This is a genomic window from Streptomyces sp. NPDC058653, assembly GCF_042716895.1.
GTDB lineage: Bacteria > Actinomycetota > Actinomycetes > Streptomycetales > Streptomycetaceae > Streptomyces.
Map to the genome: position 1 here is coordinate 130,910 of NZ_JBHXRM010000002.1, position 22,741 is coordinate 153,650.

A 22,741-nucleotide genomic window follows, 5' to 3' on the forward strand; every position below is an offset into this window, starting at 1 on the left:
ACACATTCCTTACGAATAGCGCCCGACTAGCGACCCGTCGCATCGGAAACACGCGTCATACGCAGTGCGATACGCCACTTCCCACCCACCCGATACGCCGCTCCTGAGGACGCGGGTGATCAAATTCGGATTGGGTTCACACTTCTGCCCGTACGCGCGACCGGCATCCGAACGGAGTATGGGAAGTTCCGCCCTTGGAACCAGACAAATGGGGATGTTCACCCCCTCCGGACGGGGTTCCGGGTGGTGGAACGCGTGTGTTTCCGTCCGGCTTCGCAGCCGCTCCCACCTGCGAATACCCGCTTCCGGAAGCCGCTCGCAGCACGTTCCTATTGCTGTTGTCAAGCCCCGAGAACCGTCCTGACCTGCGAAAACGCCATTCAGAAGAAGCCGTTCCCGTGTTACCCTGGATAGCCACGGAAGGGGTACCTGTCACATGACGTTCAAGGTTGGCGACACCGTGGTCTATCCCCATCACGGGGCCGCGCTGATCGAGGCTATCGAAACTCGTCAGATCAAAGGCGTGGACAAGACCTACTTGGTGCTCAAGGTCGCCCAGGGCGACCTGACGGTTCGTGTGCCCGCGGACAATGCGGAGTTCGTCGGAGTACGCGATGTGGTCGGTCAGGATGGGCTGGACCGAGTCTTCGAGGTGCTCAGGGCGCCGTACGCAGAAGAGCCGACGAACTGGTCCCGGCGCTACAAGGCAAATCTTGAGAAGCTCGCCTCCGGCGATGTCATCAAGGTCGCCGAAGTGGTCCGCGACCTCTGGCGTCGGGAACGAGAGCGTGGACTCTCCGCAGGTGAGAAGCGCATGCTCGCCAAGGCGCGCCAGATTCTGGTGAGCGAGCTGGCTCTCGCGGAGAACACGAACGAGGACAAGGCCGAGGCCCTGCTCGACGAGGTTCTCGCGTCCTGACCGGGGCCTGACCCGGATGTCCCGGCTGTTCCACACGGTCGATGCGCGTCAGTGCGCACCTGCCCCGACCAGCAGCCGGGCGTGAACAGGACCATGCACGAATGCCGCGGTGCCCGCTGACCAGCAGTGACTTCACCAGCAGTGATTTCCACGTTGCGTCGCCGGGCACTGCGGCATGCCCTGGGAGACCCGTCCGCCGGGACATGAGCGGGATCTTGTTTCCGAACTCATTCGGCGGCCTCTTCTGGCCCTAAGATCTACTCTCGGCTGTGACACCCCGTCACACCAACCGATTTTCCCGCAGTCCCCGTGTCCGTACTCACATCCGGCACATACGCCTGTGCCGGTTCCTGGTGTGCCGGGCCCGGGGCAGCTGGCGCAGCTGGTCTCAACCAGTGTCACGGAAGGGTCCGGTCAAGGTGCCGCGCCCGGCACGTTGGGGCCATACCCATGTCGGCCGAGGAAACAAACCTGCCGGAGTGCAACCGATGTCAGACGAATCGAGCCGACACCGCACCGCCGCCGTGATCCCCGCGGCGGGCCGTGGCATACGGCTCGGCCCCGGCGCCCCCAAGGCGCTGCGTGCCCTGGGGGGCACCCCGATGCTGGTCCACGCCGTACGGGCCATGGCCGCCTCCCGCGCGGTCTCCCTGGTGGTCCTGGTGGCCCCGCCCGAGGACACGGCGGCGGTCAAGCTGCTCCTCGGTGAGCACTCACTGCCCGCGCGGACCGACTATCTCGTCGTGCCCGGCGGCGGGACCCGCCAGGAGTCCGTACGGCTCGGTGTGGAGGCCCTGCCGGAGGACATCACCACCGTTCTCGTCCATGACGCCGCCCGGCCGCTCGTACCGGTCGACACGGTGGACGCGGTGGTCGACGCCGTACGGGCCGGCGCGGTCGCCGTCGTACCGGCCCTGCCGCTCGCGGACACCGTCAAGGAGGTGGAGCCCGGCGGGCGGGACGAGCCCGAGCCCGTCGTGGCCACTCCCGAGCGCGCCAGGCTGCGGGCCGTGCAGACCCCGCAGGGCTTCGACCGGGAGACGCTCGTACGCGCGCATCTGACCGTGCCCCTGGAGGGCCAGGGCGCGACGGACGACGCCGGGCTCGTCGAACGGCTCGGAGAGCCCGTCGTGGTCGTCCCGGGCCACGAGGAGGCCTTCAAGGTGACCCGGCCGCTGGATCTGCTGCTCGCCGAGGCCGTACTCGCCCGCAGGAGGGCCACCGATGGGTTCTGAGTCCGTCTCCCGGCCGGGGGCCATGCCGTCCCCGGCCGCTCCGCCGCTCGCCGGTCTGCCGCTGATCGGCATCGGTACGGACGTGCACGCCTTCGAGGCCGGGCGCGAGCTGTGGTGCGCCGGTCTGCTGTGGGACGGGCCCGGGAACGACGGCTACGGCCTCGCCGGGCACTCCGACGGCGACGTCGCCGCCCATGCCGCCTGCGACGCGCTGTTCTCCGCCGCCGGCGCGGGTGACCTCGGCGCGCACTTCGGGACCTCACGGCCCGAGTGGTCCGGCGCCTCGGGTGTCACCCTCCTTACGGAGGCGGCCAGGATCGTCCGCGCGGAGGGCTTCGTCATCGGCAACGTGGCCGTCCAGGTCATCGGCGTACGGCCGAAGATCGGCAAGCGGCGGGCGGAGGCGATGAAGGCGCTGTCGGAGGCCGTCGGCGCGCCCGTCTCCGTCTCCGGCACGACCACCGACGGGCTCGGGCTCACCGGGCGCGGCGAGGGTCTGGCGGCGATCGCGACGGCGCTGCTGGTGCGCGCGGGCTGAGACCCGACGGGGGCTGGGCGCGACGGAGGGCTGGGCGCGAGGGGAGCGCCCCTCGCGCCGGTCGTTGTGTGCCCGCCGACGTGTGCGTGCCGCTCGTACGACCCGCCCGGACCGGTCCGCGTGCCGAGACGTCCACCCGGGCCCGCGCCCCGAAATACCGCGCGCCCGCTGCCGGTTGACGGAGCATCGCCGGATCCGTGTACCGGCACACCGGCGTTCCGGCGTACCGAAGTGATCCCTCCGTAGGAAGGCAGCACCCATGGCATCCGCCGTTCTCTCCGAGCAGCTCAAGGAGCTTCTCGACGGCCCCGTCTTCGTCGCGATAGCCACCATCCAGCCCGACGGCAGCCCTCAGGTCTCGCCGGTATGGGTGAAACGTGACGGCGAGGACATCCTCGTCTCGACCGCCCTCGGCCGCCGCAAGGCGGAGAACCTGCGCCGCGACCCGAGAGTGACGCTCATGCTCCAGCCCTTCGACGCCCCCTACGCGTACGCCGAGATACGCGGCTCGGCCACCCTCAGTACGGAGGGCGGACAGGAGCTCATCGACGAGCTGTCGGTGAAGTACACCGGCAAGCTCTACGCCGACTTCAACCCCGACGGCCCGCGCGAGGGCGAGCGCGTCACCATACGGATCACACCGCGCAAGATCGTCGGCCGCATCTGACGCCACCGGGCACCCGCCCCCGCGTACGGCGCGTCGCGGCTGTCCGATGACGGCCAGCGCCCCGGTGGCCACGCGGCGGCGCCCCGACCGCCCCTGACGAGGGCCGTCCGGCGCGCCCAACGTCACGCTTAGGTGTCCCGTGGCCCCAAGAGGCCCGGGGCACCGCCTCCGGCGCACTACCCTTGTCGCGTGACCATTCGGCTGTACGACACCGGCGCCCGGCAGACCCGTGACTTCATCCCGCTCGTCGCGGGCCACGTCTCGATCTACCTCTGTGGCGCCACCGTGCAGGCCGCACCGCACATCGGCCACATCCGGTCGGGGCTCAACTTCGACATCCTGCGGCGCTGGTTCGCCTACCGCGGCTACGACGTGACCTTCGTACGGAACGTCACGGACATCGACGACAAGATCATCGCCAAGTCGGCCGTGCAGGACCGCCCCTGGTGGGCCATCGGATACGAGAACGAGCGCGCCTTCAACAGCGGTTACGACGTCCTCGGCTGCCTGCCGCCCACCTACGAGCCGCGCGCCACCGGCCACATCCCCGAGATGATCGAGATGATGCGCGGCCTCATCGCGGGCGGCCACGCCTACGCGAGCGAGGGCAACGTCTACTTCGACGTGCGCTCCTTCCCCGACTACCTCCAGCTCTCCAACCAGGACATCGACGATCTGCGCCAGCCCTCCGCCGAGGGCGAGACCGGCAAGCGCGACCAGCGCGACTTCGCCATGTGGAAGGCGGCCAAGCCCGGCGAGCCCTTCTGGGAGACCCCGTGGGGTCCCGGCCGGCCCGGCTGGCACCTGGAGTGCTCCGCGATGGCGCACAAGTACCTCGGCACCGCCTTCGACGTCCACGGCGGCGGTCTCGACCTGGTCTTCCCGCACCACGAGAACGAGATCGCGCAGGCCAAGGCGTACGGCGACGACTTCGCCCAGTACTGGGTGCACAACGCCTGGGTCACCATGAGCGGCGAGAAGATGTCCAAGTCGCTCGGCAACTCGGTGCTGGTCAGCGAGATGGTCAAGCACTGGCGGCCCATCGTGCTGCGCTACTACCTCGGCACCCCGCACTACCGGTCGATGATCGAGTACAGCGAGGAGGCCCTGCGCGAGGCCGAGTCGGCCTTCGGGCGGATCGAGGGCTTCGTCCAGCGCGCCACCGAGCTGGCCGGGCACACCGTCGAGCCCGCCGGCGAGGTGCCGCCCGCCTTCGCCGAGGCGATGGACGACGACCTGGGTGTCCCGGGTGCCCTCGCGATCATCCACACCACGGTCCGGCAGGGGAACTCGGCCCTGGGCGCCGACGACAAGGAAGCCGCGGTCGCCCGTCTCGCGGAGGTCCGCGCGATGCTCGGTGTCCTCGGTCTGGACCCGCTGGACGCACACTGGACAGGGGCGGGCGCGGGCGACGAGGGCCCCGAGGGGCAGGTCGGGACCCTGAACGGGGTCGTCGACAATCTCGTACGACTCGTGCTCGACCAGCGCGAGGCCGCGCGCGGCCGCAAGGACTGGGCCACCGCCGACGCCATCCGCGACCAGCTCCAGCAGTCCGGGCTCGTCATCGAGGACAGCCCGACGGGCCCGCGGTGGACACTCGGCCCGCGCTGAGCGGGAGCGAGGCCGCGACCTCCTGAAGAGGCGGAGTCGCGGGCAGGCCGAAGGGCCCTGAGAGGGCCCCGATTGTGCTGTCCGGCCGCCGGACGGCACACTCGCGTGAACGAAGTGACGTTCGCACGAACCGACGAAAGCAACGAAACAGGTAGGTCATGGCCGGGAACAGCCAACGCAGGAACCGCCGCACGTCCAACAAGAAGGGCGCGCAGGTCGGCAGCGGTGGCAAGCGACGCCGCGGACTTGAGGGCAAGGGCCCCACGCCGCCCGCGTCCGCCCGCAAGGGCCATGTGCAGAACCGTGTCGCCAACGCCAAGGCCAAGCTGACCGCCCGCCGCCAGGTGGCCCGCCGCGGCGGCAAGGGCACGAGCGAGATGGTCGTCGGCCGCAACCCGGTCTTCGAGGCGCTGCGCGACGGCGTACCGGCGACGATGCTCTACGTACAGCAGTACATCGAGAACGACGAGCGCGTGCGCGAGGCCCTCCAGCTCGCCGCCGACCGCGGTGGCATCCATCTGATGGAGGCCCCCAGGCCCGAGCTCGACCGTATGACGAACGGCCTCAACCACCAGGGCATGGTGCTCCAGGTCCCGCCGTACGAGTACGCGCACCCCGACGATCTGGCCGCCGCCGCCTTCGACGAGGGCGAGGACCCGCTGATCGTCGCGCTCGACGGCATCACCGACCCGCGCAACCTCGGCGCGGTCGTCCGCTCCGTCGCCGCCTTCGGCGGTCACGGCGTCGTCGTGCCCGAGCGGCGTGCCGCCGGGATGACCGCCGGCGCGTGGAAGACCTCGGCCGGCACCGCCGCGCGTACGCCCGTCGCGCGTGCCACCAACCTGACCCGCGCGCTGGAGAGTTACCGGAAGGCGGGGCTGACCGTCGTCGGTCTCGCCGCCGACGGCGAGACCGAGGTCGGCGACCTCCCGGCGCTCGGCGGACCCGTCGTGATCGTGGTCGGCAGCGAGGGCAAGGGCCTGTCCCGGCTCGTCGGCGAGACGTGCGACTTCCGGGTGCGGATCCCGATGCCCGGCGGCGCCGAGTCGCTGAACGCGGGCGTCGCGACCGGAGTGGTGCTGTACGAGGCGGCGCGCCGCCGCGCCTGAGCGGGGCCCCGGGCCGGAGAGGGCCCCGGGCCGGGCGTGCGCCCGGCGCGGGGCGTCCGGGCCGAGGGCCGCGTGTGGGCCGGATGGCCCGGCCTTCGTACGAATGTCCCTATCCCGCCACTCTTGACGGGTCTCGGACATTTACGGCCCGTCAAAGCAGTGTCCTAAACACAAGTCACTCGGTTAGATGAGTGTGGACACCAGAAAGCCCCGGCCCGGGTTCGACGAACAGCCCCCGCTGAGCATGGTCAAGGTGGACTGCGATCCCGCGCAGGTCATCGTGAACCACGCCAGCTTTCGGGTGAAGCTCTCACCGAGCCAGCGCCCCAGCCCCGCACGCGCCACGGCGGACACCGCGCGGATCCCCGCGATGAGCGGCGGCACCGGTGCGGCACGCCGCCGGGCCCCCGTCGTCTGGAGCGGCAGATCGGCACCGGGCGACCTGGGAGCCACCGGGCTCCTCCAGGCCGTACGGAACTCCTCGGCATCGGCGGCCGGCGCGAGCCTCGCCGAGACCTCGGGCGGCTCCTACGACAGGGGGGCCGCCGGCTCCACCCAGGTCATCCCGCGGATCGACCTCGGCGAGGACACCATGCCGACGCCCCGCGTGCCGCGCCACGGCGGCGGCCCGGGAGTCGACACACCGCTGCTGCCCCCCATGCGACGGGCCGTGGGCGCGTACGACGCGCCGGAGTACGACACGTACGGCGACACGGTCGACCTGTACGGCACGGGCGGCGCGCGCCACCGCGGCGAACACGACGACCGGGACGACCGCGAGTACGAGCGCGACTTCGGCCGCGACGGGCGCGACGGGAGTGACTACGACGACGACCCGCGCGGGCGGCGGCACGACACCCCGGGCGCGCAGTCCGCCGCCGACGCCGCCGTACGGCACGCGTACTACCCGGGCCGGCGCATGAACCTCGGGGTGGTGCTCCTGCCGCTCCGCGTCTTCCTCGGTCTCATCTCCATCTACGCCGGCATGGGCAAGCTCTGCGACCCCGTCTACTTCGACGGCGGCAAGCGCGGCTCCATGGTCACCTGGCTCACCTCGCTCCAGCCCTGGGCCCTCGCCGAGCCGCTGCGCGACTTCGCCCTCTCGCACCCCGTGGGCGCCGGGCTCAGCGTCGCGTTCCTCCAGGTCGTCGCCGGTGTCCTCACCGTCCTCGGCCTCTGGCAGCGGCTCGCCGCCTGCTTCGGCGCGCTGCTCTCGGCCGCGCTGATCCTCACCGTCAGCTGGCGCACCGTCCCCGCCTACGACGCGCCCGACATCATCTATCTGGCCGCCTGGTCCCCGCTGATCATCGCGGGCGCCCCGGTCTACTCGATGGACGGCCGGCTCGCGGGCGAGGCCTGGCGCAAGCTCGGGCCCCGGTCCCACATCAGGGACCTGCGGCGGCGCGTCCTGCGCCGGGGCGCGGTCGTCGCGACCGTCGTGATCGGTCTGACGCTGCTCATCGGCTCGATCCTCGGCGGAGCCGTACGGTCCACGGACATGGTGACCGTGCCCGGACCGAACAACCCGGTCAACCAACTGCCCGGATCGCCGCTCCCGCAGAAGTCCGGCAAGAGCAGCGCGTCCGGCTCGCCCACCGGCGAGGCCCCGAAGAAGGACAGCAGCGCGGCCCCGACGGCCGGACAGACCAGCGGTCCCGAGGCCGAGCGGTCGGCGCCCGGTGAGGAACAGCCGGCCGGCCAGACCGGCCGGACCGGGACGGGCGGGCAGCCCAGCCAGTCCCAGGGCACCGGTCAGGCACCCCCGCAGACGTCGCAGCAGGCGCCCCCGCCCTCCAGCAGCCAGGGTCCGGCCACGAGCGGTGGTTCGACGGGCGGCGGTTCGGGCGGCGGCACGACCGGCGGAGGCGGAGGCGACGGCGGCGGCACCACGGGCGGCGGAGGCGGCTCGTCGACCGGCGGCGGTGGCGGCACCGGCGGAGGCGGCGCCAGGAACCCGATCGGCGGCCTGCTCGGCTGACGCGCGGCGCGAAGACAGGCGGTGTAGGCGGAGCGCAGACCGGCCGCGAAGACGGGTCGCGAAGACTGGAGCGAAGACCGGCCGCGAAGACGGGTCGCGAAGACTGGAGCGAAGACCGGCCGCGAAGCCGGAGCATGTACGAGGGCGGCCACCCGGCGGGATCGGGTGGCCGCCCTCGTACGCGCGCTGTGCGTCCCTCTGCGGGCCCGGGGGCCCGGTACGGCGCCGATGGGCGCGGGGGACCGCCCGAAGCGCTCTGAGCGGAAACTGGCGCCTCTGCCGACGCCGCCTCGACGACGGGGCCAGCGCGTGGGGGTCGACGTGCAGGAGTCAGCGCGCGGGGGTCAACGCGCGGGGGCCGCCAGCTCCTTGGCCGCCTCGGTCAGGTCCTTGGCGGTGTCGATGGCCCGCCAGTACGCGCCCTGCGGCAGCGGGAAGCCCGCCAGCCGCCGTTCGCGCGCCAGCCGGGGAAAGGTCGTCCGCTCGTGGTCGCCGCGCTCGGGCAGCAGACTCGCGAACTCCGAAGAGAACACGTACACACCCGCGTTGATCAGATACGGCGACGGCGGCGACTCGATGAAGTCCAGCACATGGCCGAACTCGTCGGTCTCCACGGCCCCCCAGGGAATCCGCGGCCGGGCGAGGGCGAGGGTCGCGATGGCATCGCGCTCGGCGTGGAACGCGGCCATCTCGCGCAGCGAGAAGCGGGTCCAGATGTCGCCGTTGGTGGCGTACCAGGGGAGGCCGGGGTGGGGGAGCCGGGCGGCGGCGTAGTTGAGGCCTCCGCCGCGCCCCAGGGGTTCCTTCTCCACCACGGTCGTGACACGCAGCGGGAGTTCCGAGTCGTCCAGCCACTCCTGGAGGACCTCGGCGAGATGGCCGCACGAGATCACGGCGTCGGTGACGCCCTCGGCGGCCAGCCAGGCGAGCTGATGGCCGATGATCGGGGTCCCCGTCCCGGGGATCTCGACCATCGGCTTGGGACGGTCGTCGGTGTACGGGCGCAGTCGCGACCCCTGGCCGCCCGCGAGGACCACGGCCTGCGTCGGAAACGTTTGCATGCCGTGAACGATAGGCGGGCCGGTCGGGGAGCCGGCGCTCAGTGCCCCGCGGTCTGCTGGGAGACCCCGTAGGCGAACGAGGTGTCGCAGACGGGGCGGGAGAACGACTGCGCGCGGGTGGGGCCGTAGTGCGCGACAGCGGCGCGGCCGAGCGCGCGGGCCAGGGACATGCAGTGCTTGGCGAGCGAGGGGCGCTCCTCGATCTGGCGCTGGAGATGGGTCAGGGCGATGCCCGGGTCCTTCTCCTGGAGCTCCACGAGCAGCTTGTCGCGGAGAACGTCCTGCGGCGCGCGGGACTTGGCGCGTACGGACGCCTTGTCCGAAGAAGCGGTGAGAATCTGTGCCTCGGAGTTCTTCGCCGCCCACGGGACGGTCGCGACCGCGAGGGTTCCGGAGAGTACGAGGACGACGGGCAGGACGAGGGCGAGAGTTCGGCCGATGCGGCGGGCTGTGTGGGTCACGCAGGCGAGCGTAGCGGTCAGTGATGATTTGGCGACATTTAGTCACTCGGCAGAGGGATGGTTCGACAGGTCTTTTCGAATCGGGTGTTGACGCACACGATTCGAAATGGCCGGAGTGCCGGGGTATTTGGGCGCGGGGGCGTTCAAAGGCAAACGGCCCCGCACCGAAGTGCGGGGCCGTTGGTACGTTCTTCAGGTCAGTCGCTGAGGCGCTCGCCCGTGGAGGACGCGAACACGTGCGTCTCGCCCGGACGCGGCACGACGTGCAGCTTGGCGCCCTTCTCGGGAACGGCGCGGCCGTTGACGCGGACCACCAGGTCCTTGTGCTCGCCGCCGACCTGTGCGTCGCCGTAGACGTAACCGTCGGCGCCCAGCTCCTCGACGACGTTGACGGTGACGGCCAGACCGGCCGGCGCGTCGTCGGTGTCCTTGGAGAGCGACTTCGCGGCGTCGCCGCCACCCTGCTCCACGATGTCGAAGTGCTCCGGGCGGACACCGACGGTGACGGTGCTGTCACCGCGGTCGGCCGCGGCCGAGAGCGCCTCGCGGGAGACGGGGACGACGCTGTTGCCGAACTTCACACCGCCGTCGGTGATCGGGACCTCGACCAGGTTCATGGCCGGGGAGCCGATGAAGCCGGCGACGAAGAGGTTGGCGGGACGGTCGTACATGTTGCGCGGCGAGTCCACCTGCTGGAGCAGACCGTCCTTGAGGACGGCGACCCGGTCGCCCATGGTCATGGCCTCGACCTGGTCGTGCGTGACGTACACGGTCGTGATGCCCAGACGGCGCTGGAGCGAGGCGATCTGCGTACGGGTCGAGACACGGAGCTTGGCGTCGAGGTTCGACAGCGGCTCGTCCATGAGGAACACCTGCGGCTCACGCACGATCGCGCGGCCCATCGCCACACGCTGGCGCTGACCACCGGAGAGCGCCTTCGGCTTGCGGTCCAGGTACTCGGTGAGGTCGAGGATCTTCGCGGCCTCCTCGACCTTCTTACGGATGTCGGCCTTGTTGACGCCCGCGATCTTCAGCGCGAAGCCCATGTTGTCCGCGACGGACATGTGCGGGTAGAGGGCGTAGTTCTGGAACACCATCGCGATGTCCCGGTCCTTGGGCGGCAGGTGCGTGACGTCGCGGTCACCGATGCGGATCGATCCGCCGTTGACGTCCTCGAGACCCGCGAGCATGCGCAGGGAGGTCGACTTGCCGCAGCCGGAGGGCCCGACCAGTACGAGGAACTCGCCGTCCGCGACGTCGAGCTCCAGCTGGTCGACGGCGGGCTTGGTGGAACCCGGGTAGACACGGGTCGCCTTGTCGAACGAGACAGTGGCCATGGTGATGTGGTCCCTTCACCGGCAGGAACGTGCCGGACGATCCGAGTAAAGGAATGGCTCCTCCGCCGTAGGACGGAGGAAGGGTCTAGTCCACCTGGATGAACTTGAGGTGACGCTACCCCCCCGATCCAAGATCTGTCAGTAGCTGGGCGCCCTGAAATTCCCGTCTGCCCGGTGATCCGCGCCGGTTATAGTTTTCCCGCGCGCCTCCTTAGCTCAGTTGGCCAGAGCAACGCACTTGTAATGCGTAGGTCGTCGGTTCGAATCCGACAGGGGGCTCCGACGAACCCCAGGTCACTTAGCCCGTGACCTGGGGTTTTGTGCTGCCCGGGGGTGTGGCGTGGATGTGCCTGGGACGGCAGGGGCTCGCTTGCGTGAGCGGACTGTCGACGGCTGCTGCTCTTGGGCCTCCTCTCTCTGGTCACCCGAGCCGGTGGAGGGAAGCCGCGCGTCGGCCGACCGGCCAGTGCCTCATGCACTCGTCGCTGGGAACGGCCTGCTCGGTTGTTGTATCGCCCAGCAAACTCAGCGTGCAGCGCCCTCCGGGTCGGCGTGATCCAGCCCCGAGCCGGCGCTGGTGTGGCAGGTGCTGCTCGCGTCGGGCCCAGATGCCTGTTTTGCCGAAGGCCGTCAGCCGGTGAGCCCGACAGACAGAATGATCGACATGGTTGCGATCATCAGGTGCACGAGGGACGAGGCGGCTCACCTCGAATGGCAAGAGGGACTGTTCCCGGCCTCCGGACGTCGTGAGTGGACATGGACGACCACGCGGCTCAAGAGGTTCTGGACCAAGGGCAGCCACATCACGTTGGTTGCGACTCCCGATAGGCATGGCCTCTTGCAGGTGAGAAGGCTCGGTTACACAAAACGACTGCGCCAGGTCGCCGACTTGCAGCAGAAGCTAGAGATCTCCCACGTCACCTTGCTCCCAGATCCTGCCGAATTGGACAAAATCATTGCGCTGTTGGCCGCTCGGCATCGCACGCACCTAGTTGAGGAAGGGCAGCAGACAGAGGCGACGGGCAAGGCTCTGCTCGCCGCGTTGATTGAGTTGCAGCCCCACGCGGATCACGTGATCGGCCGACTCACGGCAGCATCTGCCGGTTATGCCGTGCACTCGAAAGCGGGGCAGGCCCTGGCCACCCAGCGCGATGCGGTCCTGGGAATCGGGCGCATGGCAGGGATGTCCCTCCCTCAGCTCGCTCGGTGGGATCCGCCAGCCGAGGAACTGTACGACGACAGGCCGCCGCCAGCGTATCTAGACCTCGTGAGCAGGGCAGGGACGCCTTCGGGGAGCGCAAGTCCCGTGCCTCTGCAGCACGACATCGCAATCGAAGATCACCAAATTGGCCGGGATGCCGAGGTATTCCTGGGCTGGATCGGTGAGCTCACCGGACATGTCGCCTGGCGGCACTTCCGGCAGGACGATCAGGCGTTGTTGATCGCCAACGTCAACCGCACCGCAGTTGAGCGGAATTCCGGTGCTGATCTTCTCTACTACCATCAGAGCCGCGGAAGTCTCATTCTCGTCCAGTATAAGAAGCTGGAGAGAGTGGGTGGATATTATTACCCGGACAGCGACGGCAACTTGGCGGATGAATTGGAGCGTATGCAAGATGTGGATGCCTTTGCTGCCAGTCTCCGGCAAGCGGACGACGACCACAGACTGCATCCCGATCCAAGCTGGATCAAGTTGTGCCCGCCCGAAGGACTGATCCCGCAGGCAGACGTCATGGTGCCGGGAATGTATTTTTCCCGCCAGCACTTCCAGCGTTTGCGCGACGACTCAAGGCTGAGAGACGGCCGGGGCGGAGCGTTGCGCTTCGGATACTCGAACGTTCCCAGCTACTTGGACAACACCATGTTCACCCGGCTGGTAGAGACAGGCATGATCGGCACCGCCGGGGCGAGCACGGAGCTGGTGCGACAGCAGATTATGCGGAGTGTCCGAGAGGGCCGACTGCTCACGGCCGGAGTCCTCACCGGCCCGGAACAACCACAATCTGCGCGTAACAGCGCACGTCGCCGGCGCCGCTGAAGTCTTGCGTGGGTGAGCCCCCTCGGACGTACATGCCGTCGCAACGGCATGTACGTCAATAAAAGCAGCTGAAGCCATGGTGAGGGGCGGAGCTGCGTGAGCGTCTACTTCTTGGGCCTCTTGCGTTCGGTCTCCTTCGCGCCCTCACCCTGACTCCTCCTGGCACGGCGCTGGGCCTCCTTCCGGGCCTTCTCCGCCTTGCGGGCGGCTTCCTTCGCCTCGGTCTTGCGCTGGAGGGGGACCAGCTTGGCGGTGGCCTCGGCGGCGTTCTTGCCGACGTGGGGCAGAACGCTCTGGTAGATGTCGCGCGTGATGCGGGTGTCGCTGTGCCCTAGGGTGTCGGACACGATCTTGATGTCGATGCCGGCGGCGAGCATGAGGGTGGCGGCGCCGTGGCGGAGGTCGTGCAGCCGGATCGGGGGGAGGCCGGAGGCGGCGACGGGCCGTTCGAAGCGGTCGGTGACTTGCTGGGGTGGAGCCAGGAGCCGTCTTCCTGGGTGAAGAGGAGGCCGGTCTCGACCCAGGCTGGTCCCCATTCCGCGCGGTCGGCCCTCTGCTGCTTGCGGTGGCGTTCGAGCACGTTGGCGGTGTCGTCGTCCAGGGCTACGACGCGGAAGCCGCTGTCGGTCTTCGGTTCGGACGCCTCGACGTCCCATCCGTCCTGGACGAGTTGGCCGGAGACGGTGAGGGTGTGCCGGTCGAGGTTGGTCTCCGACCAGGGCTGTCCGCATGCTTCGCCCGCGTCGGAGGCCGCGGAAGGCGATCAGGTGCCACATGGCGTACAACCCGTCTGGGGCGACGAAGTCGAGAGACCCGCAGCGGTCCGTGCCCTGCGCGCCGCCGAAGACGCCCTCCTGCGTGACGACCTTCCTCAGCCCACTTACTCCCGTGTCAGCGGACCCGCCGCTGACACCGTCGTAGCAACACCGCCCGCACCCTCGCCGACCACATCGGCACCGAGCAACAGTACCGAGACGCCCTGATCCGCTGGGACCCCGACAAGTACAAGCGAGTTCACGCTCTCACCTACGCCGACTGGGCGACAGCCTGGGCGCACGCAGACTCAAGCCGACCAGGCTGTTGCCGCCCTGGCGCAGGCCATGACCCTCATGGAGGGCATGACCTCCGACCGCACCCGCAAGGCCATCACCTCCCTCCGCTCCACCCTCTCCATCTACCAGCGCCGCAAAGTGCGCGGAGCAGCCGAACTCGCCCGCCGCGCACGCGAAGTACTGGCTTAAGCCGCCCACCAACCGGCCAAGGGGAAACTAGCCGTGGCTCGGCGGGCCACCGACGAAGCCCAAAGCTCTATTGCCCGCCCTCGATCCATGACCCTGCTGGCTGCCGCCGTCATCGCCCACGACAAGGCCAATCACCGGGTTGTGCTCGTCCAGCGGAGCCAGAACGCCAAGTTCGCTCATTGGACGTGGGATCTTCCCGTTGGTAAGAGTGAGCCTGGCGGGCCCGTCACCGAGACGGCAATGCGCGAGCTTTACGAAGAGACCGGCCTGACCGTGAAACCTGAGTCATTGAAGGTCGCCCACATCATCCACGGAGCCTGGGGCGTCGAAGCCCCCAACGGCTTCCTCACCGTCGTCTTCGCCCCCCCACGAGTGGACCGGCGGACCCGAGAACCGCGAGCTACGTAAGCACGCCCAGGTCTGCTGCGCTGGGGCCGATGCCATCCCCGGCGAGTTCGTGGACACCGCCGCGAGTGCGCTCCACCGGTACCTCACCCATTGGCCCCAGGTATCGCTCGACGGTTGGCGCGAGCTTCGATTGCCAATGATCTGCAAGCCCTTAGGGCAAGCGTAGCTGTTCGTCCAGTGGCACGGTCGTGGGAGGGAGTGTCGTGATTAGCAATTCCTCAGCAGATCTTTTTCCAGACCGCCCACCTGCCGAATAACGTGTAGCGACCAGCCGCTTAGTAATGCGCCACTGGCGTACGCCGAGAGTCTCACGGTCAACCTCTGACGGGGTCATTCTGGATTGCGCATACAGCCATTTGCTTCGCATGAGCATGGGATGATTGTCGTAGCTAAGTAGCCACCTGAATTGGGCCTTTGTTCGGAGATAGCCGGCAAGGCTTAGGTGGAGTGCATCTGCAGATGCCCAAGTGGCCGAGCCGCGCCCGTCGCCGCCATAACCGCCACGGGGGTCGAATGAGGTCCGGTACAGGAGAGATGACTTTTCAATGTATGGGGGGTCAAGGTAGGCGACAACTCGAGAGGGCAGGAGCTGTGGATAATGCTCGGGGACGTCGTCGAGCGTTTGTCGCCAATCCTTGCACCATACGTCGACGAGGCGCCCAATCTCGTAGAGATGGCCAATATATCTGAGCCGCTCGGCGAGCGCCTCTGGATTCCAGCGGCATCCGATCGGATAATTACTTGCCTGGGCGCGCCCGCCAATAGGGCCAGCTTTGCCGTGCAAAATCCCCGAGAAGGTGGTTCGATTAAGGAACAAGCATTGCGTAGCGATGCTCAGGCGGCGATCGCGTGCTGTTGCGTTCGGAAGAGGACTCCAAAAGCGCCAATAGTCCCATCGATCTACGGCTGAGCTTCCGCCATCACGAACATAATTTTTCCATTCCTCATACATTCGGTCGATGAGTTGCTCGGTGTCTGCAGCAGCTGCTTGCCAAAAGGCTGTAACAAGGGGGTCGGCATCTGCGAGCAGGATGCGATCAACAATACCTTCGCCGATTGCCCGTAGTGACGCAGATGCCCCCCCGGCGAACGGTTCGACCAAAAGGTTCACCTCGGGAACTTCCCGAGACTTTTTCGCCGTAGTAATCACTCGTGAGATTATGGGAGATAGTGAAGACTTCGCTCCTGGATAGCGCAACGGAGATTGCCAGCGACCATGAGAGAGCGCGTGCGAGATAGGTTCAAGCTGGCCAACCAGAGGGCGAGTCTGGGTATGGATTGCTTCGTCGGTACCGAGGGGCGTGGCAATCCGGACAAGGCCGCTTGCGGCGGTAGCAGTCGCTGACAAGGTCACAGGGTTCACCATCTTATCTTGCCGGATGAGCGAGTGATCCGGAACATGACTGTGCTTACCCCTTGAAATACTTTGGTGGTTGCACCGCTTGAAGGTGGGGTTTCAGCCCAGGGATGTTCTGCTGTGCCATCATCGTCAAGACTGAACGCCCCACACCGAGAGGCAGTGCGGCCGCCGAGTGCGCTAGAGCGATGGGTACGACAGCGTGCTGGTACATGCGAGTTCTCAGGGAGTCCAGAACCTCACATATCAGGCGAAGTGTTGGATATGCCTCCCATCCCTCGGCTTCGGGACTGCCGCCATCATATGGCGATCCACCACTTGCAGGGAGCACTGTGATGACTAGGGGGTCTCCGGTTCGAGTGCGATAGAAGAAGCGTCGTCCATAGAATTCATCCACGCCATAGTGATTATTCTCCGGGCGTCCTGAAATTCTATTGATATATGCGTTCGTAAGCCGCATGACGTGACCCGGAGGAATCAGGTCCTTGATCATTTCCGCATGCTCGACGAAGGCACCTGATTTCTCGATACCAACGACTAGAGGTGCGGCAATGTTTTGTTTGGCGCACCAGTTGCTTAGGTCTCCGAGGTGTTCTTCAAACCGTCGTTTTAGCGGAGCGAGTGGGCCGAACAATGCGAGCGGGCCATCCGTTATGAATAGGGTGTGGCGGAGAACTTCTGGCGCAGTATCGGCAAAGAAGTTCAAGTAACATACGGACATTAGCCGCTCGGCGACAGTCATGACACGCCCGAGCGGGGTGAAGTTGGAACCTTCGACGTTATATTCCTCGTGAGTGCGCAGAACGTCTGCCAGATAGAGACGTGCGTTGCAAGATGAGCACGAGCCGCCCTCTTTGCCGGCGGGAAGTGCGAAGCTACTGCTCGCTTTCTGGCCGCAGTCCGGGCAGACGCGTAGGTCGATTTCGGTCGCAGGATTGCCACGAGTGCCATGCAGCGCAAGGAGTCCATCTGCGAGGGTCATTTCAGTGTTGGAGTCGAAGCGTGAACTCTTTAGAAAATCTTCGAGTTCTGTGCGCCAGGTTTCAACGCCGCTCATGCCTGGTCGGGCCAGTTGGGACCCAGGAAGGGCAACGTCGAAGGCGTATTCAGAGTGAGACTTGCGAACCTCGCGCGGGTCAATGTGCTTCACTCGTGAAAGGCTGCGAAAGACGTCGAGTTTTACTACAGATCCTGCAACTCGGAGATAGCCAACCTTCACGGTTGGGTGATCGCGAGTAGTGTCCACCTCGGTGTCTGAGCCATCGACTGTGATCGAAAAATCTACCTCCTCTAGTTTGCCGACAAGCGGCAGTTCTTCGAGGGGAGAGCATAGATCGACGATACCTTCATTCCCATCGGGGCGAGCACTAGTGATGGTCCAGCGCTGAAGAGCAGCCTTGACTGCCTCGTTTCTTACTGTCCCTACATGGCCAAGCCTGGAAGCTTTTTCCCCTTCGTAGGGCACGGTTTACTCCCCCTCGATGGCTGCGTCGATGCTTGCCAGTCCGGCAGCATTTCGGGCCCCATTGACCATGGCGTGATCGAACTTGGAAATCTGAACCGGGATGATGTACTTACCCGAATAGGTTTTCATTCGCACGAATCCGACATCTTCTGCACGGATAATACTCGGAGTCCAGACTTTGAAATCGTAGTAATGTGCCAACTCGCGCGTCTCATGGTCTGAGTTGAGATGGGAGATCAGCCAATTCGAGGTGTTGGAGAGCATTCGCTTGTCGACGGATGTGACCTCTTGTGTTGCGTAGATGAGTCCCATTCGATATTTGGCCGCTTCCTTGGATAGGCGAACCCAGGGATCCTCGGTCACTTCGCGTCCGCCGCGTTCGAAGAGGTTGTGCGCCTCTTCCACGATGATCTGCATTTCAACTGGCTCGTGGTCGGCGCGAAATCGCTCGCTTGCCTTGTTCAGAAGGTGAGTTACTACGCGTTCGGACATTACCTTGGCGACCTTGTCATTTCCGCTAGAGAGGTCGACGATTGCAAGTCGGCCAGCCTGCATGTCCTGCCAAAGATGTTGACCAACGTCGCCTGCGGAATTAGGTCCGTGGAATGCGCGAATGCTCCGAATGGCCGACGTCACCCCTGTGTATTTGTACACACCCCAGATCGCGCTGAAGTGACAGTCTTTAGTGTCGTGCCACTTTGGGAATTCACTTTCTCTCTCTCCAATCCACTCTGTCAGTGCCAGTGCTGCTGCGGGGCTGATGATCCGATAGCTGCCCGATCGGCCAGCCTGAACTTGAACTTTGGGATGGTTGCCCAAAAAGTCCTTCATGGGCCCTGTTTCAGCGGCGATTATCAGAGGCTGTGGTAGGCTTTCTGCCTCGAATCCGCACTTGGCCAGAAGGCCATAGAAAGCGACGGCAGCCCAGGCCCAACGGCTGTACCGACTGCGATCGTTCGGGTCAGGCTCAGAGAGGACCGATGACCGAAAGCTCTTGCCGTAGTTGGTGTCGACCGGTGTGGTGGCTTCGCTGACCAGGCTCCAAGCGGCTTCCAATACTTCGCGATCATAGAAGTTGATTCGAAGGGGCTTTTCCCGACTATCGGCTGAACTGGGTTCCACCTTATAGATCCGTACCGTGCTTTCGTCGTCACCGAGAAGGCGCAGACCTGTGTGATCTTGCTTATTGACGTTTGCGTACTCGCCTTGGGGATCAAAGATGAGCTGCCCGATAGAGCGCTTGTGCTCCGAGCCGTAGCGATGGACTGCCGTGACCAGGGTTTTGATAGTATTTGATTTGCCGGTTCGGGTCATGCCGAACACGGCAGTTTTGCGTCCAACGAAGTCAGAGACACTGATGCGAACCTCTGCCTGGTCAGTGCCAGCAATCAGAGCCTTGCGTCGGGTGGCTGCGAATCGGACCTTTCCGATCGTGAGCGCGTCCTGAGTGTCCTCAGGTTCCGGGTAGGAAGCCAGCCAGGACAATACTTCGGTCGACGGTAGGTAGACCTGGTAGCGCGCCGAGACGACCACGTTATCGATGTCTGCCCCATATTCAATTGAGGCATCGCGGGCATCATTTTCGGTGTAGAAGGTGCCCAGAACCTCGCAGTCAAAAGCCGACTGCTGGAGTTCATTTCGAGTGAGAACATCCGTGACGTCATCGAATCCGACTCCTGACGCGCCAGCGTCGCGAACGACTGCCAGTCGAGTCTGGATCAGCTCCGACTCGTTGGGGAGCGGGGCAGTGCCGCGAACTCGGAGTAGTATTACTTCCTGATCTTCGAGTATGAATCCCGAATCCGTGTTGTCACCTGCGACCGCGAGGAGGAACCCACCTCTAGGGACTCCGCCGGCCTCCTTCTTTTTGAAGTCATCGGTCAGCACCACGGCCGAGTCGTAGTCGAGACGGTAAATTCCTCCAACCGGTACACAGCCCTTATTTACCAGCGCAGTCAGGGGCTTCTTCAGTTCGACTGACTGTGAGAGTCCCTCAGTGATACTCAACGCGCATCGCCCTTCTGCCGCCCGCCGTCAACGTAGCGCGCTCACTTGGTAGTTGTGGCCCTGAGCCATCCCGGACGTTACACGTGGCCACTGACAAATGTGCTGTCAACGGTTGATGTTGGCGAGTCTTCAAGATCAACAGGTGCGTGATCTGTTGTGTGTGGTGCCACAGTGGCGCGCTCAACAGTCCACGATCCGCAGGCTCCTGACTCAGTGGTGTCCGCTGGCAAGAGGGAGACGGACATCGACTTGCTGCGTGAGCAGACAGGGCGGCGTCAGGCCGGACCGGGCGTCCTGGTGATCAAGGAGGAGACTGTCTTGCCAGGAAAAGGGGAGCCGGTGGCACGAGGCAGCCTCACTTCTAACGATCGTGCAAGCCCTGGGAAGTCGCAGGTCGTGCCGTTGATCGCCGTTGCAGACAAGCCCTGTTGGGCATCGCGCCGTTCGAGCCAGCGGGGACGCCTGCATTGCCCACGACGGGAAGGTTCTCGCTGGCCTCAGGTCGGAGGCGGCAGGCCGTCATCGGTTCACACTATGAGCGGGAACACCGCGCTCCTGACGACTTCGTGGCCATTGCCAGCGCGCTGCGCTGCTATCTCCCACGCGGCGGCCAGGTAATAGCGGCTGCACGCAGTCGTTGTCAGTGGCTGCGGATACGGTTCTGAGCGGTACTTGGTCTGCTTGCAGGGTGTAGGGCAATAATTCCAGCAACTATACTTGGCCAGCCCCCAATGAGTAATATGGCTGCGCCTACTTGGCCAAAACCCTGGACTTGTGACGAGACCAGGTGGGCATGGAACTCGATATTCCCTTTGACGCCGAGAATGACCTGTTGGTCAAGCCTAAGAACCCAGCCCCTGGATCCAGAAATGAACCCCAGCCCGGAGCGTGTCCGGGCTGGGGTTCTGGGTTTGGCGGACGCGGCCGGGGCGTGGGCCGCGTCGGGGGTCAGGGATTCAGGGGGAAGCGGAGCAGGTTGGGGTCCTGGGCGGTGAGGTAGGCGGCGCTCGTCACGTGGATCGTGTTGCCGCTCACCGCGACGGACGTGGGGTTCTGGAGGCCGTCGGACGGGCTCAGCACGATGGAGTGGCCGTGGCCGGGCCGGACGAGCGCGACCTCGCTCGTGCCGTTGAGGGCGGCCAGCAGCTGGTCGCCCCGCCCGGTGAAGGCGAAGTCGTCGATCCCCGCCAGGCCGGTGGCCACGGTCCGGACCGGGCCGGCGCCGCCGTCCCTGCGGACGGGGATGCGCAGGACGGTGCCCTTGTCGAGGTTGGTGGCCCAGACCGCGCCGTTGCGGATCTTCAGGCCGTTGGCGCCGAGGAAGCCGGTGGAGGCGAGTTCGGGGGCGGTGGACCAGGCGGTGGGGGTGCCGCCGGTGGTGGGTACCTTCCAGATGGTGCCGAGCACCGAGTCGGTGACGTAGAGGGAGCCGGTCCGGGCGTCGAGAGCCAGTCCGTTGGGCAGGCCGTTGGCGGGCAGCGCGGCGATCCGTCGCGGGGTGCCGCCGGGGCGCAGGCGCCAGACGCCGGTCAGATCGGCGGTGCCCGTGGCGTACAGGAAGTACAGGGTGTCGTCGGTGGCGCGGACGATGCCGACTGTCAGCGGAAAGCCGAGCGCCGGGGTGTGGACCCCACCGTCGGCGGGTGCGGGCAGGGTGGCGAGGATCCGGGTGGACCCGTCGCGGGAGATCTTGGCGATCTGGCGGCCGGCGGCGAAGGTGACGTAGGCGTCGCCCCTCGGTGCCAGGGCTATGTTCTCCGGCGTCTGGCCCTTGGCCAGGTCGAAGTGGACGGCCTGCTGGTGGCCGGAGGGCCGCGTGGCGGCGGCCGGGGCCGGGTTCAGCGCCGCGACGGTGGCGGCGAGGAGGACGGCGGACGCCGCGGAGAGGGCGAGTGACTTCTTGGACATCGTGTTCCTTGACTGATGGAGAGCGTGGACTGAATTCCGGGTCGTGGACCGATTTCGGGCATGCCTCATCGGCACGCCGGCCTACTGGTGTGGTGGGTGGGAGGAGCGGTGGTGGAAGGGGTCAGCCGGTGATCACGCCGGATCCCGGCCGCGCCGCGCCGGGCGGCAGGGCATCGCGCCGTACGGGCGGGGCGACGGCCCCGGCGGTGGACGGCGCGGTGGCCTGGGCGAGCAGGGTCAGCGCCGCCCGTGAGGGCGAGTCCGCCTCCGTGGTGGCGACGACGACGGCGGGGCCGGGACCGTGGCTCAGGGTCTGCTGGAGTGTGGTGAGGGTGCCGACCAGCGGGTGCCGCATCTCGTACACCGCCACGGTGCACGCCTTGATCCGGTGGTCGGCCCACATCGACGCGAACTCATCGCTCTTCGAGCAGAGTTCGCCCACCAGCGAGTGCAGCGCGCTGTCCTGCGGATGCCGGGCCGCGACGATCCGCAGACTCCCCACCACCGCCCTGGCCTTGCCGGGCCAGTCCGCGTACAGCTCACGGGTGTGGGGGTCGAGGAAGACCAGCCGGGCCATGTTGGGGCGCTCACCGGCCTTCTCCGGGGCGCGCGGGTCCAGGTGCCCCGCGAACAGCGCGTGGCCCATGCGGTTCCACGCGAGGACGTCACTGCGCCGTCCGAGGACGAGCGCCGGAACGTCCGCGAGGACGTCCAGCAACTGCCGCGCCGCCTCCGTCACCCGCTCCGGCGCCGGGCGGCCGTTCGCCTGGCGCGGGCGGTCCGCCCGTGCCAGATCGTGCAGGTGCAGCCGCTCGGACTCCCCCAGCCGCAGCGCGCGGGCGATCGCGTCCAGCACCTCCGCCGAGGCGCTCTGCGACTGACCCTGCTCCAGCCGCGTGTAGTACGAGACGCTCACCCCCGCCAACTGCGCCAGCTCCTCGCGCCTCAGCCCCGGCACACGACGGCGGTCGCCGTACGTGGGCACGCCGACATCGGCCGGACGGAGCTGGGAACGCCGCGTCCTCAGGAAGTCTCCGAGCTTCGCCTGCTCATTCATGGCTCCGAGTATTGACGCGTCCGGAACGCCCCGCCTGCCCCTGCTGTGGATAGGACCGCGCGGGTCTGGCCGCGTGGCGGCCGGGTCGGTGAACTGGCCGGACGCCGGCGACCCCCGCGGTGCCGGACGACGCGACGGGCGGCCCGGCGGAGGACGCGGCGGGCGGTGCGGCGGGCAGGATGGCGGGCAGTGCGGCGGGCGGTGTGATCACCCCCCGGGCCAAGGCGTTTGACCGCCCCTCAGGAGTGGACCCAGCACCACCTCACAGCCGGGTCCCGCGCCCAGTGTGCCGGGCTCCCGCTCTGCGTAATTTCGTGGCCAAGGCGCAGAGAGCGCCTCAGTGG

The 22,741-nt window shown here is 66.8% G+C and carries 16 protein-coding genes, 1 tRNA gene and 3 pseudogenes; 11 read left to right on the top strand and 9 right to left on the bottom strand.

Annotated features, from left to right (window positions below; genetic code table 11):
- The first annotated feature begins 436 nt into the window (after positions 1 to 436).
- The 7 genes from ACFWU9_RS02290 (at position 437) to ACFWU9_RS02320 (ending at position 8,057) form a co-directional block, all read left to right on the top strand.
- Positions 437 to 919, top strand: coding sequence for a CarD family transcriptional regulator (locus ACFWU9_RS02290; RefSeq protein WP_003953493.1), 483 nt, complete (start codon positions 437 to 439; stop codon positions 917 to 919).
- 488 nt (positions 920 to 1,407) lie between these two features.
- The gene (gene ispD, locus ACFWU9_RS02295) at positions 1,408 to 2,154 is read left to right on the top strand and encodes a 2-C-methyl-D-erythritol 4-phosphate cytidylyltransferase (RefSeq protein WP_384314029.1); all 747 of its coding nucleotides are present in this window, start codon (positions 1,408 to 1,410) and stop codon (positions 2,152 to 2,154) included.
- Positions 2,144 to 2,692 (top strand): 2-C-methyl-D-erythritol 2,4-cyclodiphosphate synthase, encoded by a 549-nt coding sequence (gene ispF / locus ACFWU9_RS02300; protein WP_384314031.1) that lies wholly within the window; start codon positions 2,144 to 2,146, stop codon positions 2,690 to 2,692. Before ispD ends, ispF begins: the two co-directional genes overlap by 11 nt.
- A gap of 259 nt (positions 2,693 to 2,951) precedes the next feature.
- On the top strand, positions 2,952 to 3,359 hold the full coding sequence (locus tag ACFWU9_RS02305; protein WP_384314033.1) for a PPOX class F420-dependent oxidoreductase: 408 nt from the start codon (positions 2,952 to 2,954) through the stop codon (positions 3,357 to 3,359).
- Positions 3,360 to 3,548: 189 nt separating this feature from the next.
- Positions 3,549 to 4,970, top strand: a complete 1,422-nt coding sequence (gene cysS / locus ACFWU9_RS02310; RefSeq protein WP_384314034.1) for a cysteine--tRNA ligase — start codon at positions 3,549 to 3,551, stop codon at positions 4,968 to 4,970.
- 158 nt (positions 4,971 to 5,128) lie between these two features.
- Positions 5,129 to 6,079: a 23S rRNA (guanosine(2251)-2'-O)-methyltransferase RlmB gene (gene rlmB / locus ACFWU9_RS02315; protein ID WP_384314036.1), complete on the top strand. Its 951-nt coding sequence runs from the start codon at positions 5,129 to 5,131 to the stop codon at positions 6,077 to 6,079.
- Positions 6,080 to 6,266: 187 nt separating this feature from the next.
- A complete protein-coding gene (locus ACFWU9_RS02320) occupies positions 6,267 to 8,057 on the top strand; it encodes a DoxX family membrane protein (RefSeq protein WP_384314037.1) in 1,791 nt (596 codons plus the stop codon).
- A gap of 344 nt (positions 8,058 to 8,401) precedes the next feature.
- Here ACFWU9_RS02320 and ACFWU9_RS02325 read toward each other — a convergent pair whose 3' ends face one another.
- The 3 genes from ACFWU9_RS02325 to ACFWU9_RS02335 all read right to left on the bottom strand — a co-directional run bounded on the left by ACFWU9_RS02325 (position 8,402) and on the right by ACFWU9_RS02335 (position 10,916).
- The gene (locus ACFWU9_RS02325) at positions 8,402 to 9,118 is read right to left on the bottom strand and encodes an NDP-sugar synthase (protein ID WP_384314039.1); all 717 of its coding nucleotides are present in this window, start codon (positions 9,116 to 9,118) and stop codon (positions 8,402 to 8,404) included.
- Positions 9,119 to 9,156: 38 nt separating this feature from the next.
- A complete protein-coding gene (locus ACFWU9_RS02330; RefSeq protein ID WP_078076561.1) occupies positions 9,157 to 9,579 on the bottom strand; it encodes a hypothetical protein in 423 nt (140 codons plus the stop codon).
- A 197-nt stretch (positions 9,580 to 9,776) separates the two neighbouring features.
- Complete coding sequence (locus tag ACFWU9_RS02335) at positions 9,777 to 10,916, bottom strand: ABC transporter ATP-binding protein (RefSeq protein ID WP_384314041.1); 1,140 nt, start codon at positions 10,914 to 10,916, stop codon at positions 9,777 to 9,779.
- 205 nt (positions 10,917 to 11,121) lie between these two features.
- Between ACFWU9_RS02335 and ACFWU9_RS02340 the strand changes: the two genes are divergently transcribed.
- Positions 11,122 to 11,195: transfer RNA gene (locus ACFWU9_RS02340), tRNA-Thr, on the top strand.
- 307 nt (positions 11,196 to 11,502) lie between these two features.
- The gene (locus tag ACFWU9_RS02345; protein WP_384314043.1) at positions 11,503 to 12,954 is read left to right on the top strand and encodes a hypothetical protein; all 1,452 of its coding nucleotides are present in this window, start codon (positions 11,503 to 11,505) and stop codon (positions 12,952 to 12,954) included.
- Between the two features lie 104 nt (positions 12,955 to 13,058).
- On the opposite strand, the pseudogene ACFWU9_RS02350 reads toward ACFWU9_RS02345, so the two are convergent.
- Positions 13,059 to 13,763: pseudogene (locus ACFWU9_RS02350) on the bottom strand (site-specific integrase); the annotation flags it as partial.
- On the opposite strand from ACFWU9_RS02350, the pseudogene ACFWU9_RS02355 reads away from it, so the two are divergent.
- Positions 13,761 to 14,195 (top strand): annotated as a pseudogene (locus tag ACFWU9_RS02355) (tetratricopeptide repeat protein); the annotation flags it as partial. The pseudogenes ACFWU9_RS02350 and ACFWU9_RS02355 sit on opposite strands and share 3 nt — an antisense overlap.
- 70 nt (positions 14,196 to 14,265) lie before the next feature.
- Positions 14,266 to 14,769: pseudogene (locus ACFWU9_RS02360) on the top strand (NUDIX domain-containing protein).
- Here the strand turns inward: ACFWU9_RS02360 and ACFWU9_RS02365 are convergent.
- From ACFWU9_RS02365 to ACFWU9_RS02385, 5 genes are all read right to left on the bottom strand, one after another.
- Entirely contained in the window at positions 14,755 to 15,969 is a 1,215-nt protein-coding gene (locus ACFWU9_RS02365) for a DNA adenine methylase (RefSeq protein WP_384314045.1), read from the bottom strand. The pseudogene ACFWU9_RS02360 and the gene ACFWU9_RS02365 overlap by 15 nt on opposite strands.
- Before the next feature lie 43 nt (positions 15,970 to 16,012).
- Entirely contained in the window at positions 16,013 to 17,425 is a 1,413-nt protein-coding gene (locus ACFWU9_RS02370) for a hypothetical protein (RefSeq protein ID WP_384314047.1), read from the bottom strand.
- 3 nt (positions 17,426 to 17,428) lie between these two features.
- A complete protein-coding gene (locus ACFWU9_RS02375) occupies positions 17,429 to 19,432 on the bottom strand; it encodes an ATP-binding protein (RefSeq protein WP_384314048.1) in 2,004 nt (667 codons plus the stop codon).
- Positions 19,433 to 20,380: 948 nt separating this feature from the next.
- Complete coding sequence (locus tag ACFWU9_RS02380; protein WP_384314050.1) at positions 20,381 to 21,340, bottom strand: hypothetical protein; 960 nt, start codon at positions 21,338 to 21,340, stop codon at positions 20,381 to 20,383.
- Positions 21,341 to 21,461: 121 nt separating this feature from the next.
- A complete protein-coding gene (locus ACFWU9_RS02385; protein ID WP_384314052.1) occupies positions 21,462 to 22,397 on the bottom strand; it encodes a helix-turn-helix domain-containing protein in 936 nt (311 codons plus the stop codon).
- Positions 22,398 to 22,741 lie beyond the last annotated feature (344 nt).

Coding starts and splice junctions, on each gene's coding strand:
- ACFWU9_RS02290 (WP_003953493.1), top strand. CDS start 437: ATGACGTTCAAGGTTGGCGACACCGTGGTCTATCCCCATCACGGGGCC.
- ispD (WP_384314029.1), top strand. CDS start 1,408: ATGTCAGACGAATCGAGCCGACACCGCACCGCCGCCGTGATCCCCGCG.
- ispF (WP_384314031.1), top strand. CDS start 2,144: ATGGGTTCTGAGTCCGTCTCCCGGCCGGGGGCCATGCCGTCCCCGGCC.
- ACFWU9_RS02305 (WP_384314033.1), top strand. CDS start 2,952: ATGGCATCCGCCGTTCTCTCCGAGCAGCTCAAGGAGCTTCTCGACGGC.
- rlmB (WP_384314036.1), top strand. CDS start 5,129: ATGGCCGGGAACAGCCAACGCAGGAACCGCCGCACGTCCAACAAGAAG.
- ACFWU9_RS02320 (WP_384314037.1), top strand. CDS start 6,267: ATGAGTGTGGACACCAGAAAGCCCCGGCCCGGGTTCGACGAACAGCCC.
- ACFWU9_RS02325 (WP_384314039.1), bottom strand. CDS start 9,118: ATGCAAACGTTTCCGACGCAGGCCGTGGTCCTCGCGGGCGGCCAGGGG.
- ACFWU9_RS02335 (WP_384314041.1), bottom strand. CDS start 10,916: ATGGCCACTGTCTCGTTCGACAAGGCGACCCGTGTCTACCCGGGTTCC.
- ACFWU9_RS02365 (WP_384314045.1), bottom strand. CDS start 15,969: ATGGTGAACCCTGTGACCTTGTCAGCGACTGCTACCGCCGCAAGCGGC.
- ACFWU9_RS02380 (WP_384314050.1), bottom strand. CDS start 21,340: ATGTCCAAGAAGTCACTCGCCCTCTCCGCGGCGTCCGCCGTCCTCCTC.
- ACFWU9_RS02385 (WP_384314052.1), bottom strand. CDS start 22,397: ATGAATGAGCAGGCGAAGCTCGGAGACTTCCTGAGGACGCGGCGTTCC.